We start from the raw sequence: 15,794 nt of genomic DNA, 5'->3' as shown, positions 1-15,794 counted from the left end.
TCAAGGCGCGGCGGACCCCCGGCCCCGCGCCTTTTTTTCAGGGTGCGAGCACCGTATCGACCGCTTCGGGCAGGGTATCGGGATAGTCGAGCGTATAGTGCAGCCCCCGGCTTTCCCTGCGGTGCAGCGCCGACCGCACGACCAGCCGCGCCACTTCCAGCAGGTTGCGCAGTTCGATGAGGTCGGGGGTCACGCGGAAATTGCCGTAATAGTCGTCGACTTCCCTCGACAGGAGGTCGATGCGGTGCTGGGCGCGTTCCAGCCGCTTGGTGGTTCGGACAATGCCGACATAGTCCCACATGAAGCGGCGGATTTCCTTCCAGTTGTGCTGGACGATCACTTCCTCGTCGCTGTTGGTGACGCGGCTTTCGTCCCATGGCCGGATGGGTGGCGGAGCGGGCAGGTCGTCCCAGTTGGCGCGGATATGCTTGGCCGCCGCTTCCCCGAAGACGAAACATTCCAGCAGCGAGTTGGAGGCGAGGCGGTTCGCGCCATGGAGGCCGCTCTCGCTCACTTCGCCGGCGGCATAGAGGCCGGGGAGGTCGGTGCGGCCGTCAAGGTCCGTGACGACGCCGCCGCAGGTATAATGTTGCGCCGGGACGACCGGAATCGGCTCCTTCGTGATGTCGATGTCGAGATCGAGCAGGCGCGCGTAGATCGTGGGGAAATGGTGCTTCACGAACGCGGGGTCCTTGTGACTGATGTCGAGATGGACATAGTCGAGGCCCAGACGCTTGATTTCATGGTCGATGGCCCGCGCCACGACGTCGCGCGGGGCCAGTTCCTGGCGCGGATCGAAGCGGGGCATGAAGCGCTCGCCGGTGCCGGGTATCTTGAGATGCCCGCCTTCGCCGCGCACCGCCTCCGTAATCAGGAAGTTCTTGACCTCAAGGTTGTAGAGGCAGGTTGGATGGAACTGGTTCATCTCCATGTTGGAGACGCGGCAACCCGCGCGCCAGGCCATGGCGATGCCGTCGCCGGTCGCGCCGCGCGGGGCGGTGGAGAAGAGATAGGTCCGGCCTGCGCCGCCCGTGCACAGGATCGTCGCTTTCCCGAGCAGCGTATCGACCCGCTTCGTCGCCTTGTTGAAAGCATAGACGCCCCACACATGGCCGTCACCCGAATAGCGCTCGCCATGGCGGGAGGTGATGAGGTCGATGGCGACCATATCCTCCATCAGGGTGATATTCGGGTTGGCGCGGGCGGCCTCCAGCAGCGCGACCTGCACCGCATGGCCGGTGGCGTCGTCGACATGGACGATGCGGCGGTGGCTGTGCCCGCCCTCGCGCGTCAGGTGCCAGCGTTCGCCGAAGGTTTCGCCGCCGTTGAAGGGGACGCCGAGCGCGGCGAGGCGCTCGATCGCCGCGGGGGCTTCGGAGACGACAAACTCCACCGTCGCCCGGTCGTTGAGGCCCGCGCCCGCGACCATCGTGTCATGGACATGCGCCTCGAAACTGTCGCCCGCGTCGAGCACCGCAGCGATCCCGCCCTGCGCCCAGTTGGTGGAACCGCCGTCGAGCGCGCCCTTCGCCAGCACCAGCACCTTGCGATCCTGCGCCAGATTGATCGCGGCAGTGAGGCCGGCGGCGCCGGAACCGATGATGACGACATCGTGGAGGGTGGTGGTCATGATGCTACTTTATAGTCTTACCCCCCTCCCGCAGGCGGGAAGGGTTAGGGGTGGGCTTGCGCGAGCATCGCCTGGATGTGCGAAATCACGCCTTCAACATTTGTCATCACATCGTCATTCGCAATACGCAAGATGTGAAGCCCTGCGCGTAACCGTGAGCATCGCGCCCGGCGCCATGGTCGATGTTCTGATCGTGACTTGCGCCATCGACTTCGATGACGAAGCGTGTGGCGGTGCTGCGAAGGTCTTTGGCGCGGACTGGCAGCGCCTCATCCGTCCCCGTTCCTTACGCATCCGCCGTCAGGTTGAGGAAGACATCCTCCAGGTCCGGGTCTCGCGTCGAGACGTCCACGATTGCCAGGCCATTCGCCTGCACCGCGCTCAGCACCTGGCCGGCGTTCGCGCGGTCCTTGCTGTAGGTGATGGTGAGCGTGCGGTCGTTCGACAGTTCGACCTTTTCAAAGCAGGGTGCGTCAGGCGCAGTGGTGAGGTCGCGGTCGACCGTCACCACCACGACCTTCTCCTGCGCCATGGCGATTAGCTCGCGCGTCGGCTTGTCGGTGATGACGCGGCCGTGGTTGATGATGCCGATGCGGTCGCACAGTTCCTCGGCTTCCTCGAGATAATGGGTCGTCAGCACGATCGTCACGCCGCGCTGGTTCAATTCGCGGACATAGGCCCAGAGCTGCTGGCGCAGCTGGACGTCGACGCCGGCGGTGGGTTCGTCCAGCACCAGGATGGGCGGCGAATGGACCATCGCCTTCGCCACCAGCAGCCGCCGCTTCATGCCGCCCGAAAGCGTGCGGGCATAGGCGTTCGCCTTGTCATCCAGATGGACGGCGCGCAGCAGTTCCATCGAGCGGCGGCGTTCCTTGGGCACGCCATAATAGCCGGCCTGGTTCTCCAGCGTCTCGAAGGGCGTGAAGAAGGGATCGAAGACGATTTCCTGCGGCACGATGCCGATCGAGTTCTTGGCGTTGCGCGGATGGGCGTCAATGTCGAAGCCCCAGATGCTGACGTCGCCCGCGGTCTTGTTCACCATGCCCGCAAGGATGTTGATCGTGGTGGACTTGCCCGCGCCGTTGGGGCCGAGCAGGCCGTATATCTGGCCGCGCGGGATGGAAAGGTCGATGCCGTCGAGCGCGCGCTTGCCGCCCTTATAGACTTTCGTGAGGTTGCGGATCTCGATGGCGGCTTGCGGGGCGTCGGTCATGGTCCCCTCTATGGGGATGGGGAACCGCGAAAGAAAGAGGCTGATTGCCGCTTCGCAGCGGGCCTGAAACGCGACCGGTGAAGTTCTTGTCGTTTCGCCCGACGTCATCGCCGGATTCGTGCAAATCGCTGCGCCGTCGCGGGGACGCGTGCGCCGCCGCACGCATGAAAAAAGGGCGTCCGGTCGCCCGGACGCCCTCCCTTCGCAAGGCTATGGGAATGCTTACGCCTTGTAGACCTTGTCGACCGCCGCGCGGAACTTGGCCATGTCGTCGGACGAGCCGACGGTGACGCGCGAGACGGTGGGCCAGATCGCCCAGCTGCGGCCGATCTGCACCTTTTCCGGCGCGGCGAGCAGGGCGGCCTGCATCTCCTTGGCCGGCTTCTTCCAGTTGACCATGAACATGTTGGCCTGGCTGCCCGGCTGTACCTCGATGCCCTTCTTGGTGAGATAGGCGATCGTTTCCTCGCGGTTGCCGATCATTTCGTTGCGGCGCGCGGTGATGAGCGCGGCTTCCTTGTACACCGCGTTGCCGCAGTGCATGGCGGTGATGGCAAGGCCGCCCGCCGCCGGGCCGAACAGCATGATGCGCTTCTGCACTTCGGGGTCCGCGAAGGTGAGGCCGAGGCGCACGCCCGCCATGCCGAACAGCTTCGAGAAGGTCCGCATGACGATGATGTCCTTGCGGTTGCCGATCAGGGTGGCGGCGCTTGGCGCTTCGGAGAAGTGGATATAGGCTTCGTCCACCAGCAGCATGGAGTCGGCCGGCTTGTTGTCGAGCAGCCATTTGATGTCCGCGAGCGGCGTGATCGTGCCGGTCGGGTTGTTGGGCGTGCAGATATAATAGAGGCCGGCGTTCGGGTTGGCGGCCAGCATCGCCTTCACGTCATGACCCTTGCCGATGGCCTGGGGCGCCTTGGCGATCGGGGCCTTCATATAGTCGGCGGTGCGCCAGGCGGATTCGAAAGTCGGATCGGCGGTGACCAGGCCCTTGGTCGGCGAGCAATAGGCCGCGACGATGCTGACCAGCGGGCCGCCCGAACCGGGCCAGGGCATGATGTGGGTTTCGGGCAGGCTTTCGACGGCGGCGACGGTCTTGATGAGGTCACCGCGATAATTGTCGGGATCGTACCAGTTGCCGAAGGAGGCGGCTTCGGCCGCCGCCTGAACGCCCGAAGGGAAAGGACCGGTCCAGCATTCGTTGGCGCCGATGCGCACCGCGCCCTTGATGCCACGGCCTGCCTGCTGCTGTGCGAGCGCGGCGGCGGGGAGCAGCGCGCTGGCGGCGACGCCCGCGCCGACGAGCGCGGTGATCTCGGCCAACTGGCGGCGCGAATAGCCGCGGTCCATCAGGTCTTCCTTGGCTTCCTTGTTCAGCATCATGGTCATGGTGTGATGTCCCCTGTCTGCGATGAGAGCGTCTGCGATCATGTTCAGCTTATTCAACCGGGGAAGACGAAGCGGCGGCGCATTTCCACAATGCGCCTCTTTGATTTTCTGTGATTTTCTGTTTTCCTGGCGAAAAACAATATGGCACCGGCCCGCTCCCCCATCCGGCTTCCCATATGATACGTCCATTGGGAAGCCGGATGGGGGAGCGGGCCGGTGCCGCTCTGCCCTGCGCCGTCAGGCGCGGGGCGAAAGGATTACGCCTTCCAGACTTTGTCGACGGCGGCGTTGAAAGCCTCCATTTCCTCCATGGAGCCGACCGACACGCGCGACACGTTGGGCCAGATGGGCCAGGACCGGCCGATCTGGACGCCCTGCGCCAGGATCGCCTCCATCATCGGCTTGGCCGGCTTGCCCCAGTCCACCATGAACATATTGGCCTGGCTGCCCGGGATCACCTTGATCCCTTTGGCCTTCAGGTGGGAGACCGACTTTTCGCGGGCGGCGACCATTTCGGCGCGGCGCTGCTTGATGAGCGCGGCTTCCGTCACGGAAGCAGTGCCGCAGGCGACGGCGGTCATCGGCAGCATCGCCGTGACCTGCCCGCCGTCATAGCGCATCATCTTTTCCATGAGCGTGGGGCTTGCGAAGGTGAGGCCGAGGCGCATGCCCGCCATGCCGAACAGCTTCGAGAAGGTGCGCAGGATCAGCACATCGTCGCGCGTGCCCGCTAGCTTCGCCGCATTGGGGCCGTCGACCCAGTGGATATAGGCTTCGTCGACGACCAGGATCGCGTCCTTGGGCTTGTTGTTCGCCAGCCATTCGATGTCGGCGATGGGCGTGACCGTGCCGGTCGGGTTGTTGGGCGAGCAGATATAATAGACGCCGGCATTCGGATCGGCCGCCAGCATCGCCTTCACGTCATGGGCGTAATCCTTGGTCAGCGGCACCTTCTTCACCGGCGCGCCGAGCCAGGCGGCGGTGCGCCAGATCGCTTCATAGGTCGGATCGGCGGTCACGATGCCGCGCGTGGGCGAGGCGTAGGCGACGGCGACGCGGCTCAGCGGGTCGGACGAGCCGGGCCATGCGAGGATGCGTTCGGCCGGAATACCCTCCACCGAGGCGACGGCGGCGAACAGCTTGGCATGTTCGTCGTCGGGTTCGTAACGGTTGCCTTCCTGGGCCAGCTTCGTGGCGGCGGCGACGCCGGAAGGGAAGGGGCCGGTCCAGCATTCATTGGCGCCGATGCGTACCGCGCCCGACACGGCTTTCGCCGCCTGCTGCGCGCTCGCTTCCGGCATGCGGATCGTCGCGGCGGCGGCGCCGAGCAACGCGGCGGCCTTTGCCATCTGGCGGCGGGAATAGCCGCGCGCGGCCAGATCCTGTTCGAAAGTCGCCGGTTCGATGGTCGCCTGGTCGAATGTCGTTTGCGCGTCGGTCGCCATGTCGCTGTCCCTCTCTGCTTGGGGATGCGTAACCCCCTGTCATCGTGCCGAACGATTGTATCGAATGTTTCCGCCATGCAAACAGGCAAAGTCCTTCAATAATGCGCCGAGATCGATTGAAATCGCCTTGGTAAGCCCGGCATCAATCTGTTAGCGCAATGCCATGCCCAGCACGCCCGCCGCCGCCGCCCGCCAGATATTGATCCGCCTGCAGGAGGTGATGGCCGCGCGCACCAGCGCACAGGCCAAGCTCAACAAGGTGGTGGAGATCATCGGCGAGTCGCTGTCGAGCGAGGTCTGCTCCATCTATCTGGTGCGCGAGGGCGTGCTGGAGCTGTTCGCGACGCGGGGGCTGAAGCAGGAGGCGGTGCACGTCACGCGCATGGCGATGGGGGAGGGCCTGGTCGGCCTGATCGCCACCAATGTCGAGACGCTGAACCTGGACGAAGCGGCCGCGCACCCGGACTTTTCCTATCGGCCCGAGACGGGCGAGGACATGTTCCACAGCTTCGCCGGCGTGCCGATCGTCCGGCGCGAGCGCGCCATCGGCGTGCTGTGCGTGCAGCATATGGAGCCGCGCCGTTACGAGGAGGTCGAAATCGAGGCGTTGCAGACGGTCGCCATGGTGCTGTCCGAACTGATCGCCAACGCTGAACTGGCCGACGATGGCCCGGCGGATTCGCGGGTCGCCGAAACCGGCACGACGATGCTGCACGGGCTGCAGCTGGTAATGGGGATGGCGCGGGGGCATGCGGTGTTCCACCAGCCACGCATCCATGTCGAACATACGGTGGCGGAGGATACGGAGGCGGAGCGCGCGCGCGTCATTTCCGCCTTCGCCAAGATGCGCGAGCAGATCGATCGCATGACCGGCGCGGCCGAGTTCGGCACCGAGGGCGAGCATCAGGAGGTGCTCGAAACATACAAGATGTTCGCCTATGACGAAGGGTGGACGCGCCGCATCAACGAGGCGATCGACAGCGGACTGACCGCCGAGGCCGCGATCGAACGGGTGCAGCAGCGCACCCGGATGCGGATGCGGCAGATCGACGATCCGTTGCTGAGCGACCGGATGCACGACCTGGAGGATCTGGCGAACCGGCTGTTGCGCATCGTGTCCGGGCAATTGGGCACGGCGGCGCAGATGGGCCTTCGGCAGGACGCGATCCTGATCGCCCGCAACCTTGGCCCAGCCGAACTGCTGGAATATGACCGGCGGCGGCTGAAGGGCGTGATCCTGGAGGAAGGATCGCTGACCGCGCATGTGACCATCGTCGCGCGCGCCATGGGCGTGCCGGTGCTGGGCCGGGTGCGCGATATCCGCCATCAGGTGAGCGAGGGCGACCTCATCCTGATGGATGTCAACGAGAATACGCTGCTGCTCCGCCCGAGCGCCGACATGGACGAGGCGTTCGAGAACAAGCTGCACATCACCCAGAAGCGCCGCGCGGAATTCGCCGCCATGCGCGACCTGCCGTCGGTGACGGTGGACGGGCAGCGGGTCGAGCTGATGGTCAATGCCGGCCTGCGGGAGGATGCGCAGGCGCTGGACCTGGTGGGCGCGGACGGCATCGGCCTGTTCCGCACCGAATTCCAGTTCCTGGTGTCGGCCACGCTGCCGCAGCGGGAAAAGCAGCAGCGGCTCTACAAGGACGTGCTGGATGCGGCGGGCGACCGGCCCGTGATCTTCCGCACGGTGGACATCGGCGGCGACAAGGCGCTGCCGTACATGCAGCGCGACGATGACGAGCATGAGGATAATCCGGCGATGGGGTGGCGCGCGCTGCGGCTGGCGCTGGACCGCGATGGCCTCATGAAAGCGCAGGCGCGCGCGCTGCTGGAGGCGGGCGCGGGCAAGGTCTTGAACATCATGTTCCCGATGGTGTCGGAACCATGGGAATATGAGGAGGCGCGCGCTCTGGTGGAGGGGCAGCGCGAATGGCTGATCGGCCAGCGCAAGAAGATGCCGATCGCGGTCAGATATGGCGCGATGCTGGAGGTGCCGGCGCTGGCCGAGGTGCTGGACCTGTTGCTGCCGCGCCTCGACTTTCTGTCGGTGGGGACCAACGACCTGACGCAATTCCTCTTCGCTGCCGACCGCGCCCATCCCAAGCTGGCGGAGCGGTACGACTGGCTGAGCATCGCGATCCTGCGCTTCCTGGACCGGGTGGTGCGCGCGACCGAGGCGCATGGCGTGCCCGTCGGCGTGTGCGGCGAAATGGGCGGGCGCACGCTGGAGGCGATGGCGCTCATCGCGCTCGGGATTCGCCGCCTGTCGATCACGCCTGCGTCGGTCGGGCCGGTCAAGGCGATGATCCGCATGATCGACGCGGCGGAACTGCAGGCCCTGATGCGTCAGTGGCTGGACGAAGGCGCGACCGACATTCGCGCCCGGCTGTCCGAATGGGCGAAAGAGCGGAATATAGAAGCGGGGTGAACGGCCTGTCCCGGCGTTGACAAGGCCAGTGCCACAATGAGACAAGGCCGGCGAGAAAAAGGTCGCGGAGCAGCATGGCGGACGAAACGGAATTGGACACCGGCGCAGTCGGCGCGGCGGACGCGCAGACCGACACCCCCGGCGCGAAGCTGCGTGCGGGGCGCGAAGCGCAGGGTCTGTCGATCCAGGATGTCGCGACCCGCACCCGCATTGCGCAGCGCCAGCTAGAGGCGATCGAGCGCGACGATTACGGCGCGTTGCCCGGCATCCCCTATGCGGTCGGCTTCGCCCGCGCCTACGCCCGCGCCATCGGCATGGACGAGGTGGAAGTCGCCGCCGATGTGCGCCGCGCCGTGCATGAAAGCGACCTGGGCGCCAATCGTTATGAAGCGTTCGAGCCGGTCGATCCCGCGCGCGTGCCGCCGCGCCGGCTGGCTTGGGTCGTGGCGGCGATCGTCGTGCTGTTGATCGCCGGCTACACGCTGTGGCGTACGCAGGTGCTGACGCCGCCGATGGGCGAGCAGATCGCGCAGCAGCAGACGCCGCAGCCTGCTGCGGCCCGGCCCGCCGGAACCCGCGCGCCCATCCCTCCCGCTGCCAGGCCGGTCGTCTTTACCGCGACCGACGATGTGTGGCTGCGCATCTATGACGAGGCGGGCGAGCGGTTGAAGGACGGCCTGATGAAGAAGGGTGAGAGCTTCACCCTGCCGGCCACGGCCAAGGGGCCGATGATCCTGACCGGTCGGCCGCAGGCGCTGTCCGTGACCGTCGGCGGGAAGCCGATTCCGCCGCTGGGTGCGGCGGACCGGACCATCGCCGATGTGCCGGTGAGCGCAGAGGCGCTGCTGGCGCGGGGCGCTGCGACCGTTCCGGCCGGGGCGACGCCGTCCGCCGCGACGCCGGCCCCTGTTCAATCGGGTCCCTGATCCACGCGCTCGACCCCGGCGCACGTCGCGCTTTACCAAGTGGAATAAGCGATTATGGTTGGGCGCAAGAAAGTTAAGTCGGGGATGATGATGCGTAACGCCCTTTTTGCGACTTCGGCCGTCCTGCTGGCGTTCGCACCTGCCGCAACGGCGCAGACGACGGTCGAGGGTCGCGTCGACCGGCTGGAAAAGGAAATGCGCGCGGTGCAGCGCAAGGTCTTTCCCGGCGGCCAGCCGCTTGAGGCGGAGATCAGCCGGCCAGCAACCCCGACCGTCGCGCCCGGCAGTCCGGCCAGCACGCCCATCGCCGACCTGACGGCACGGGTGGGCGCGCTGGAATCGCAGCTTGCCTCCGTCACCGGCCAGGTCGAGGAAAACAGCTTCAAGCTGCGCCAGCTGGAGGAGGCGTTCAACCGCTACAAGACTGAGACGGACGCCAGGCTGGCTCCCCCGGCGGTCGATCCGGCTGCCGCGCCTGCGGCGACCGCCCCGTTCACGCCGCCCGCCGGCAGCGCGGCATTGCCGGCTGCGACCCGGCCCGCAGCGACGAAGCCCGCGCCCGCGCCCGCAAAGCCGGTCGCCACGCCCGTTGCCAGCGAAGAGCGCAAGACGGCGGTCGCGGCGATCGAACGGCCGAGCACCGGCAATGCCGCCGACGACGCCTACAGCTATGGCTTCCGCCTGTGGGATGCGAAATTCTATCCTGAAGCGCAGGCGCAGTTGAAGGCCACGGTCGAGAAATATGGCGACAGCCCGATCGCCAGCAAGGCGCAGAATCTGCTCGGCCGCGCTTATCTGGACGATGGCAAGCCGGCACTCGCTTCCGTTGCCTTCTATGAAAATTACCAGAAGCGCCCGCGCGGCGATCGCGCGCCCGACAGTCTCGCCTATCTGGGCGAGGCGCTGATCCAGCTCAAGAAGCCGAGCGACGCGTGCAAGGTCTATCAGGAACTGGACCAGGTCTATGGCGCGACCCTGTCCGCCAGCCTGAAGGGCATGATGGCCAAGGGACGCGCCACCGCGAAGTGCAGCTAGACAACAGCCGGGCGGCGCTGGAGGCGCGGCTGGCGCAGGCCATCGCCGCGATGACGGGCGCGGATGATGCCGCGCGCTTCGGCGTCGCCGTGTCGGGCGGGCCGGACAGCATGGCGTTGCTTTTCCTGACGTCGCTGCTCTACCCAGGACGGGTCGAGGCGGTGACGGTCGACCACCGGCTGCGGCCCGAAGCGGCGGAGGAAGCGGCCATGGTGGCGCGCTGGTGTGCGGGGGCGGGCGTGCCGCACGACGTCCTGATCCCCGACGCGCCCGTCGCCGGCAACGTCCAGAATTGGGCGCGGACGATGCGTTACCGCCTGATCGAGGCATGGCGGGGCGCGCGGGGCATCGACTGGATCATGACGGCACATCATGCCGACGATCAGCTGGAAACCATGATCATGCGCCTCAACCGCGGATCGGGCGTGGCCGGGCTGGCGGGCGTGCGCGGGCAGGCGGGGCGGGTGATCCGCCCGCTGCTGGGCGAGCGCAAGGCAGCGCTGGTCGCACTGGCGGAGACAGAAGGGCTGCCCTTCGTCCATGACCCGTCCAATGCCGACAGGCGGTACGACCGGGCGGCATTGCGCGCGGCTTTGGCCGGGGTGGACTGGATCGACCCGGAGGCAGCGGGGCGCAGCGCGGCGGCGCTGGCGGAAGCGGAGGCGGCGCTGGCGTGGAGCGTCGAGGCGCTTGCGGCGGCGCATGTGCGGCGGGAGGGCGCGGGCTGCCGCCTGGAGCGCACCGACCTTCCGCGCGAATATCTGCGCCGCCTGCTGCTGCACATGCTGGCCGTCGCCGATCCCGAATCGCCCACGCCGCGAGGCGAGGCCATCGACCGCGCCATCGCCCAGGCCATGACCGGTGGAAAAAGCAGCCTGGGTGACTGGCTGCTGACCGGCGGCGCGAGCTGGACGCTGATGCCCGCGCCGGCCCGTCGCTGACCGTCGCGTTCAGCCGTTTCCGGTCGTTACGATATGGTTCCACGGATGATCCCGCAGTCTGAACGCCCTGCCGATTTTGTGCGATGCGGTGATCTTTCCTTAACGGCCCATTGCCCTATCCTGCATCCGCACAAGCGGGGAATGAAGTAGATGATGGAATTTGCAGCGCTGACTTATGGCCTTTTGGCGAGCGTGATCCTTTCGGCGGCGCAACGGAACCGGAAAATGGCGCGGCCGCATCCGCCGCTGCTGCTCTATGTCGGCTATCTGCTGTGTGGCCTGTCTGCCGGCGTTGCGATTGCGCTGGCCTGGGTCGCGGCGCGGATGTTCCTTGGCGCGTGAGGCCGGTCATCGGACGTAAAGAAGTCGGGGATTAAAGCGGGGGAGGATGACCTCCGCTCCGCTTGCGCTTTTGCGGGCGCGCCCTATCTTGGCCGGTGAAAGAGAGTGATGATGAACGACGAGAAAGACCCGCAGGGCAACCCTTGGATCAAGAGCGCCATGATATGGGCGGGCGTGATCGTCGCCCTGCTGCTGTTCGTGTCGATGTTCGGCAACACCACCGCCACCAGCGGCGGGACGGGCATCGCCTATTCCGAGTTCCGCTCCAAGGTGCAGGAAGGCCAGGTCAAGGACGTCGCCATCGCGCCCGACAAGATCAGCGGCACATTGTCGAGCGGGCAGAAATTCTCCACCGTTCCGGTTAACGATCCGGGCCTGACCGGCCTGCTGGACGACTACAACGTCAAATATTCGGGCCAGGCGCAGGAGCAGCCGAGCTTCTGGCAATATCTTCTGTTCCAGTCGCTGCCGTTCCTGCTGATCCTTGGCATCGCTTTCTTCGTGCTGCGCCAGATGCAGAAGGGCGGCGGCGCGGGCGGGGCGATGGGCTTTGGCAAGTCCAAGGCCAAGCTGCTGACTGAAAAGCACGGCAAGGTGACGTTCGACGATGTCGCCGGCATCGACGAGGCACGAGAGGAACTGCAGGAAATCGTCGAATTCCTGAAGGACCCGAGCAAGTTCGCGCGGCTGGGCGGCAAGATTCCCAAGGGCGCGCTGCTGGTCGGCTCGCCCGGCACCGGCAAGACGCTGCTGGCCCGCGCGATCGCAGGCGAGGCGGGCGTTCCCTTCTTCACCATTTCCGGCTCCGATTTCGTCGAAATGTTCGTGGGCGTGGGCGCGAGCCGCGTGCGCGACATGTTCGAACAGGCGAAGAAGAATGCGCCCTGCATCGTCTTCATCGACGAAATCGACGCGGTCGGACGCCATCGCGGCGCGGGCCTCGGCAACGGCAATGATGAGCGCGAGCAGACGCTGAACCAGCTTCTGGTCGAGATGGACGGCTTCGAGGCGAATGAGGGCATCATCATCGTCGCGGCGACGAACCGCCCCGACGTGCTGGATCCCGCGCTGCTGCGTCCCGGCCGTTTCGACCGGCAGGTCGTGGTTCCGCGTCCCGATATCGAGGGCCGCGAGAAGATCCTCGCCGTCCATATGAAGAAGGTGCCGCTGGCCCCGGACGTCAACCCGCGCACCATCGCGCGCGGCACGCCGGGCTTTTCGGGCGCTGACCTCGCCAACCTGGTCAACGAAGCTGCGCTGATGGCCGCGCGCCGGGGCAAGCGGCTGGTGGCCATGGACGAGTTCGAGGCGGCCAAGGACAAGGTCATGATGGGCAGCGAGCGCCGCTCCATGGTCATGACCGACGATGAAAAGAAGATGACCGCCTATCATGAGGCGGGCCATGCCATCGTCGCGGTCCATGAGCCGGCGTCCGACCCGATCCACAAGGCGACGATCATCCCGCGCGGCCGCGCGCTGGGCATGGTGATGCGCCTGCCCGAACGGGACAGCTACAGCTATCATCGCGACAAGATGCATGCGAATATGGCCGTCGCCATGGGTGGCCGCGTCGCCGAGGAGATCATCTTCGGATATGACAAGGTGTCGAGCGGCGCGTCCGGCGACATTCAGTACGCCACGAAGCTGGCGCGCGACATGGTCACGCAATGGGGCATGTCGGACAAGCTGGGGCCGCTGCAGTATGAGGAGCAGCAGGGCGAGACCTTCCTTGGCTATTCGCAGAGCCAGCGCGTCCATATGTCGGACGAGACCGCCAAGCTGATCGACAAGGAAATTCGCGGCCTGGTGGAGCAGGGCTATGCCCGCGCGCAGGAATTGCTGAAGAGCCATGAGGACCAGCTGCACCTGCTCGCCAATGCGATGCTGGAATATGAGACGCTGTCGGGCGAAGAGATCAAGGCGCTGCTCGAAAAGGGCGAGATCACCCGCGACGACGGCACCACGATCAAGCCGTCGGTGATCCCGGCGGCGGGCTCCTCCATCCCCCGGACGCGCAAGCGCAAGGGGCCGTTCGGCGACCCCGCGCCGCTGGGCGCCTGAGGCGCGGCGGGAACCGGGATAAAAAGGGGGCGGGGTCGATGACCTCGCCTCTTTTTCGGTTTAGCGGCGGGTAATGACCATTTTTGGTCCCTCCGCCGGATTATCCCCGCCCTTGAAGCCGGCCCTTATTCAGATGGCAGGTGGAAGGCTGAATGACGAAATCGGGTGGAAGTGCGACAGGCAACTTTGTGGTGGCGAAAGAAGATAGCTGGCGTGGCAATCTGCTATTTCACCGGCCGACGAGCACGACGAGCCATAAGAAGGGCGATGCCGAGGCTCACGCCATAGCCCCACAACAGCCATGCAGCACCTAGACGGACGACAGTCTCACTCTTCCCATATATCGCAGGCCACCAGTGTAAGACGGCTCCGTCGATCATCATCGCTACCGTGCCAACGACGCTGACCCCGGCGATCAGTTGGTCGGCGGTCAATCCAGCGATGGCCCGGATAATTACGATGCTGAGCCAGGCAAACATGAACGTTGTCAGGAAGGACAGGCCGCCCATCACCGGATCGAGCATAGCCGAGGGGAATAGGCGAATGTAGAGGGTCGCAACGACCCACAATGCTAAGCTGACCAGAACGAGCCTGAGGACTTGGGATGGCGCAAGCATGACAATCTCCGAGAATCGTGTAGCACTCGCTACGTAGTATTTCTTCGTAGCACTTGCTACGTTATTTTGCATGGGACAAAAAAGAGATCAGCAGGCAGCCGAAAAAGCCGCGAAACGCAGCGCGTTGGCGAGCGCGCTTGGTGACATCGTTCTTGCAGAAGGGCTGGAAGCGCTTTCATTGCGCCCAGCGGCGGCGCGGCTCGGAACCAGCGATCGCATGCTTCTCTACTATTTCGGCACAAAGGCTGCGCTCATAGCCGACACACTGGCGAGCGTGTCCCAACGACTGGCAACCAGTCTGTCGTCGGCATCACCATCGCCTCGGTCAACGCCTCTCGAGGTGATTGGCATCGCAGTCGATCTCCTCGCTGAACCCGATGCAAAACCCTTCATGGCGCTATGGGCGGAAATTGTTGCGCGCGCCGTGCGCGGGGATGCCGTCTTTCAAGGCGTGGTCGATCGCACGATGGGGGCATGGTCGGATTGGATCATGGCTCGGACGGAGTTTCCGGCCGGGGTGGACCCGGCGCGATCGGCATCGGCGATGCTTGCTGTGATCGAAGGCATCTCCACGTTCGGCTTGCTGGGCGCTGATGTCGACGACATAGAAACCGCCTTGGTGGACGCGCTGACCCTATCGCAAAGGCCGCCTTCGCGGCGGGAATGATGGCCTCTCGAACGGCCGATCTTGCGCGATTGTTGCCGAATGATATTTTCTACGTAGCGTCAGCTATCACCTGTCATCTCTCCAAAGGCTGACCTTCGGCAATCCGCCCATCCTCGCCCTCAAAACTCCTCGGCGATGTCCATGAGGCCGAGCAGTTTCTTCGGCGCGATCTGGCGCCAGCTGGCGCGGAGGCGGTCGGTGATGTGGTCCCAGTCCGTGTCGCCAAGGTCCAGGCGGATGCCGATCCAGTCGTTGCCGAAATAGGCGGGGCGGTAATAGCGGGCGGGATCGGCCTCGATCAGGCTTGCCTGTTCCTCCGGCGCGCTGGTCTTGACCAGGACGGCGATGATGCCGTCGCCATGATGGTCGCGCGTGAACCAGCCGAACTTCTTGCCCTTGACGATGCCGAAGCAGGGCATGCCGTGCGACAGCGTCTCTTCCGCCTGCGGCATGGCGAGCGCGATCGCGCGCACTTTGTTGAGCAGCCAGTCGGGTTGCCGCTCGCGCGTCACGAAATCGGCGAGGGTGCGCGAATAGAGCTGATGTTCCGCGATCAGGATGCGCGCGGCGAGGCTGTCGGCGGTGTCGCCGGGCAGGATAGCGACAGGCGTCTGACCCAGCACCGGCCCGTCGTCCAGTTCCGCCGTCACGATATGGACGGAGCAGCCGGCATGACTGTCGCCCGCGTCGATCGCGCGCTGGTGCGTGTCCAGCCCCTTATATTTGGGAAGCAGGCTGGGATGGATGTTGAGCATCCGGTTTTCCCATGCCCTGACGAATTCGGGCGAGAGCAGGCGCATATAGCCCGCGAGCGCGACATAGTCCGCGCCTGCCGCGCGCAGTTGCGCGTCGATGATGCGGTCGAACTCCGCGCGCTTCATTCCCTTGTGGCTGTGGCCGAAGGTAGCGACCCCTTCCGCCGCGGCCAGGGCCAGGCCCGGCGCGTCCGGGTCGTTGGCGGCGACCAGCACGATTTCATAGGGGCAGCTTTCCGCCTTGGCGGCGTAGAGCAGGGCCGCCATGTTCGACCCGCGACCGGAAATCAGGACGCCGACTTTGGCTTTGACCATTGTTTCAACTCCGTTCGGGCT

General features: G+C 65.6%; 14 protein-coding genes. 7 read left to right on the top strand and 7 right to left on the bottom strand.

Annotated features, from left to right (window positions below; genetic code table 11):
- Positions 1 to 37: 37 nt before the first annotated feature.
- From nadB to AX724_RS20265, 5 genes are all read right to left on the bottom strand, one after another.
- Positions 38 to 1,630, bottom strand: a complete 1,593-nt coding sequence (nadB, locus tag AX724_RS20280) for an L-aspartate oxidase (RefSeq protein ID WP_066770337.1) — start codon at positions 1,628 to 1,630, stop codon at positions 38 to 40.
- 106 nt (positions 1,631 to 1,736) lie between these two features.
- Positions 1,737 to 1,895 (bottom strand): DUF559 domain-containing protein, encoded by a 159-nt coding sequence (locus tag AX724_RS24625; RefSeq protein ID WP_443018775.1) that lies wholly within the window; start codon positions 1,893 to 1,895, stop codon positions 1,737 to 1,739.
- A 21-nt stretch (positions 1,896 to 1,916) separates the two neighbouring features.
- Positions 1,917 to 2,843: an ABC transporter ATP-binding protein gene (locus AX724_RS20275; RefSeq protein ID WP_066770335.1), complete on the bottom strand. Its 927-nt coding sequence runs from the start codon at positions 2,841 to 2,843 to the stop codon at positions 1,917 to 1,919.
- 222 nt (positions 2,844 to 3,065) lie between these two features.
- Positions 3,066 to 4,232, bottom strand: coding sequence for a pyridoxal phosphate-dependent aminotransferase (locus tag AX724_RS20270; protein WP_066770725.1), 1,167 nt, complete (start codon positions 4,230 to 4,232; stop codon positions 3,066 to 3,068).
- A gap of 257 nt (positions 4,233 to 4,489) precedes the next feature.
- The gene (locus AX724_RS20265) at positions 4,490 to 5,677 is read right to left on the bottom strand and encodes a pyridoxal phosphate-dependent aminotransferase (protein WP_066770332.1); all 1,188 of its coding nucleotides are present in this window, start codon (positions 5,675 to 5,677) and stop codon (positions 4,490 to 4,492) included.
- A gap of 163 nt (positions 5,678 to 5,840) precedes the next feature.
- On the opposite strand from AX724_RS20265, the gene ptsP reads away from it, so the two are divergent.
- The 6 genes from ptsP (at position 5,841) to ftsH (ending at position 13,419) form a co-directional block, all read left to right on the top strand.
- Entirely contained in the window at positions 5,841 to 8,114 is a 2,274-nt protein-coding gene (gene ptsP, locus AX724_RS20260; RefSeq protein ID WP_066770329.1) for a phosphoenolpyruvate--protein phosphotransferase, read from the top strand.
- 74 nt (positions 8,115 to 8,188) lie between these two features.
- Positions 8,189 to 9,040: a helix-turn-helix domain-containing protein gene (locus AX724_RS20255; RefSeq protein WP_066770327.1), complete on the top strand. Its 852-nt coding sequence runs from the start codon at positions 8,189 to 8,191 to the stop codon at positions 9,038 to 9,040.
- A 90-nt stretch (positions 9,041 to 9,130) separates the two neighbouring features.
- Positions 9,131 to 10,075 (top strand): tetratricopeptide repeat protein, encoded by a 945-nt coding sequence (locus AX724_RS20250; protein ID WP_066770724.1) that lies wholly within the window; start codon positions 9,131 to 9,133, stop codon positions 10,073 to 10,075.
- On the top strand, positions 10,066 to 11,016 hold the full coding sequence (gene tilS / locus AX724_RS20245) for a tRNA lysidine(34) synthetase TilS (protein WP_066770323.1): 951 nt from the start codon (positions 10,066 to 10,068) through the stop codon (positions 11,014 to 11,016). The genes AX724_RS20250 and tilS overlap by 10 nt, the downstream gene beginning before the upstream one ends.
- Before the next feature lie 150 nt (positions 11,017 to 11,166).
- The gene (locus AX724_RS20240) at positions 11,167 to 11,358 is read left to right on the top strand and encodes a hypothetical protein (RefSeq protein ID WP_066770322.1); all 192 of its coding nucleotides are present in this window, start codon (positions 11,167 to 11,169) and stop codon (positions 11,356 to 11,358) included.
- Positions 11,359 to 11,469: 111 nt separating this feature from the next.
- Positions 11,470 to 13,419, top strand: coding sequence for an ATP-dependent zinc metalloprotease FtsH (gene ftsH / locus AX724_RS20235; protein WP_066770315.1), 1,950 nt, complete (start codon positions 11,470 to 11,472; stop codon positions 13,417 to 13,419).
- Between the two features lie 224 nt (positions 13,420 to 13,643).
- Here the strand turns inward: ftsH and AX724_RS20230 are convergent, their stop codons facing one another.
- Positions 13,644 to 13,943 (bottom strand): DUF5367 family protein, encoded by a 300-nt coding sequence (locus AX724_RS20230; protein ID WP_197421651.1) that lies wholly within the window; start codon positions 13,941 to 13,943, stop codon positions 13,644 to 13,646.
- A 163-nt stretch (positions 13,944 to 14,106) separates the two neighbouring features.
- Here AX724_RS20230 and AX724_RS20225 point away from each other — a divergent pair, with 163 nt between their 5' ends.
- Positions 14,107 to 14,703, top strand: a complete 597-nt coding sequence (locus tag AX724_RS20225; RefSeq protein ID WP_066770310.1) for a TetR/AcrR family transcriptional regulator — start codon at positions 14,107 to 14,109, stop codon at positions 14,701 to 14,703.
- A 119-nt stretch (positions 14,704 to 14,822) separates the two neighbouring features.
- Here the strand turns inward: AX724_RS20225 and purN are convergent, their stop codons facing one another.
- On the bottom strand, positions 14,823 to 15,773 hold the full coding sequence (gene purN / locus AX724_RS20220; RefSeq protein ID WP_066770308.1) for a phosphoribosylglycinamide formyltransferase: 951 nt from the start codon (positions 15,771 to 15,773) through the stop codon (positions 14,823 to 14,825).
- Positions 15,774 to 15,794: the final 21 nt, after the last annotated feature.

The sequence above is a fragment of the Sphingobium sp. CCH11-B1 genome, from assembly GCF_001556865.1.
Taxonomy (GTDB): Bacteria; Pseudomonadota; Alphaproteobacteria; order Sphingomonadales; family Sphingomonadaceae; genus Sphingobium.
The sequence above is the reverse complement of the archived record's forward strand: the minus strand, read 5'-3'. Positions and strand labels throughout refer to the sequence as shown.

Excerpts from the sequence above, each read along its gene's own strand:
- nadB (WP_066770337.1), bottom strand. The coding sequence starts at position 1,630 with ATGACCACCACCCTCCACGATGTCGTCATCATCGGTTCCGGCGCCGCC.
- AX724_RS20275 (WP_066770335.1), bottom strand. The coding sequence starts at position 2,843 with ATGACCGACGCCCCGCAAGCCGCCATCGAGATCCGCAACCTCACGAAA.
- AX724_RS20270 (WP_066770725.1), bottom strand. The coding sequence starts at position 4,232 with ATGACCATGATGCTGAACAAGGAAGCCAAGGAAGACCTGATGGACCGC.
- AX724_RS20265 (WP_066770332.1), bottom strand. The coding sequence starts at position 5,677 with ATGGCGACCGACGCGCAAACGACATTCGACCAGGCGACCATCGAACCG.
- ptsP (WP_066770329.1), top strand. The coding sequence starts at position 5,841 with ATGCCCAGCACGCCCGCCGCCGCCGCCCGCCAGATATTGATCCGCCTG.
- AX724_RS20255 (WP_066770327.1), top strand. The coding sequence starts at position 8,189 with ATGGCGGACGAAACGGAATTGGACACCGGCGCAGTCGGCGCGGCGGAC.
- AX724_RS20250 (WP_066770724.1), top strand. The coding sequence starts at position 9,131 with ATGCGTAACGCCCTTTTTGCGACTTCGGCCGTCCTGCTGGCGTTCGCA.
- AX724_RS20240 (WP_066770322.1), top strand. The coding sequence starts at position 11,167 with ATGATGGAATTTGCAGCGCTGACTTATGGCCTTTTGGCGAGCGTGATC.
- ftsH (WP_066770315.1), top strand. The coding sequence starts at position 11,470 with ATGAACGACGAGAAAGACCCGCAGGGCAACCCTTGGATCAAGAGCGCC.
- AX724_RS20230 (WP_197421651.1), bottom strand. The coding sequence starts at position 13,943 with ATGCTCGATCCGGTGATGGGCGGCCTGTCCTTCCTGACAACGTTCATG.
- AX724_RS20225 (WP_066770310.1), top strand. The coding sequence starts at position 14,107 with ATGGGACAAAAAAGAGATCAGCAGGCAGCCGAAAAAGCCGCGAAACGC.
- purN (WP_066770308.1), bottom strand. The coding sequence starts at position 15,773 with ATGGTCAAAGCCAAAGTCGGCGTCCTGATTTCCGGTCGCGGGTCGAAC.